A 1,829-nucleotide genomic window follows, 5' to 3' on the forward strand; every position below is an offset into this window, starting at 1 on the left:
TGCACAGCGTGCCGAGTCCTCCCGAGGTGTTGAAGGCTTCGTACTCGACCCCGTCCAGCGAAAAATGCTCCAGTCCTTCGAGCGGCTGGATGTCCTGCATCTTGCCGTCGCGGATCGCTTCGCAAGGATGGCAGTACTCGTTGACCAGCCCGTCGACGCTCCAGGTCAGGTTGTATTTCAGCGCATTGGTGGGAAACTCCGGCAGCGCGCCGACGCGCATCTTGACCTCGTGGATTTCGTCGAAGCTGCCGGTCAGCGAATGCGCGGCGATGCCGATGAAGCCCGGCGCGAGACCGCATTGCGGCATGAACGCCGTGTCCGCACCGGCGGCCAGCTTGGCGATGGCGCGGGTGGAGCGCACGTCTTCGGTCAGGTCGAAGTAATGCACGCCGCTCAGTTTGGCCGCCTTCGCCACGGCGGTCGCCATGTGGTACGGCAGCGCGTTGAGGCAGGCATCGCGCCCCGACAGCAGGCTGCACAGCGCATCATGGTCGTTGAAGTCGACCTGGGCGGTTTCCACGCCGAGGGCGCGCATCGCCGCCAGTGCGGAGGCATCGCGGTCGGCGGCCAGCAACTGATAGTCGCCGTCGGCATGCAAGTGAAGGAGGCGGGCGATGGCCAGGCCAATGTGGCCGGTGCCGAGCAGGACGATTTTCATGATGGCGCTCCGTGTTGTGGATTTACAGCCGTGTTGGCCGGGGTGCCTTCATTGTAAGAAGCCACCGTCACGATAAAAAGACCAAGATTGATGCGTCTATGACGATAATTTGGTCGTTTTGTAGCGATCAATGATGCAAATGGCAGTCCATGCCGAAAAAGCATCCGCACAAGCCGCTTCCAGCGGCATTCCCGGCAAGCGGGAATGTGCAATATGCTGCGCAACACATACCGCTTGGTATTAAAATTGCAGGATGCCGTCGGGGCCAGAAGTCCGGGCGGCACGCAAGCCAACCAGCGCACATCAGTGCCACTCAATTCATCAGGGAGAGAAGCAATGCAAAATCGTCGCCGTTTCATCACCAACGTGGCGGGTCTCGCCGCCGCCGGCTATCTGCCGGGCGTCTTCGCGCAAAGTGCGCCAGGCGCGGAAAGCACCTTCGCCCGCATCAAGCGGACCAAAGTGCTGCGCATTGGTGGTGTACGCGGTCAGGCCCCTTACTACAACAAGGACCTGGCCAGCGGTGAATGGGTCGGCTTCATGGTTGATTTCGCCAAGAACCTCGCGGCCAGCCTGAACGTCAAGCTGGAAGTGCTGGAAACCACCTGGGGCAATTCGGTGCTGGACCTGCAGACGCGCAAGATCGACGTCTTCTTCGGCCTCAATCCGACGCCGGCGCGTCGCGAAACGGTCGGCTTCTCCGAGCCGCTGTTCAACAACGCCTTCACCATCGTCTCCAAGAAGGGTTTCGCGCCGAAGACCTGGGAAGAGCTCAACAAACCTGAAGTCAAGATCGGCGTCGACATCGGTTCGTCGCACGATGCGATGATTTCGCGCGTCTGTCCCAAGGCCACCATCGTGCGCCTGGAAAAAGCCGACGACGCCACCCTGGCATTGCAAACCGGTCGCGTCGACGTGCAGGTGCTGGTCTGGCTGCTGGCGCTGAACGTGCTGAAGAAGAACCCGAGCCTGGGCACCATGATCGTGCCGATGCCGCTGGAAGCGACCTCGACCAACATCGGCGTGCCGAAGGAAGACGACAAGGCCTGGCTCGACTACATCAACAAGTGGATCGTGCAAGAGCGCGCCGCCGGCAAGGTCAAGTCCACCGTGCTGGAAAACCTGCAGAAGCTGTCCGGCGTGCGTCCGGAAGACGTGCCGCCGCAGATTC

2 protein-coding genes are annotated in these 1,829 nt (G+C 61.3%); one reads left to right on the plus strand and one right to left on the minus strand.

Translation table 11 applies throughout. From position 1 onward, the window contains the following. Positions 1–658 (minus strand): saccharopine dehydrogenase family protein (locus HLUSI_RS0107490; protein ID WP_016833385.1); only part of this gene is annotated, 658 nt, incomplete at its 3' end. A 336-nt stretch (positions 659–994) separates the two neighbouring features. Here HLUSI_RS0107490 and HLUSI_RS0107495 point away from each other — a divergent pair. Further along, the coding region (locus HLUSI_RS0107495) for a transporter substrate-binding domain-containing protein (RefSeq protein ID WP_016833386.1) at positions 995–1,829 on the plus strand (835 nt) is incomplete at its 3' end.

This window comes from Herbaspirillum lusitanum P6-12 (assembly GCF_000256565.1).
Lineage (GTDB): Bacteria > Pseudomonadota > Gammaproteobacteria > Burkholderiales > Burkholderiaceae_D > Herbaspirillum > Herbaspirillum lusitanum.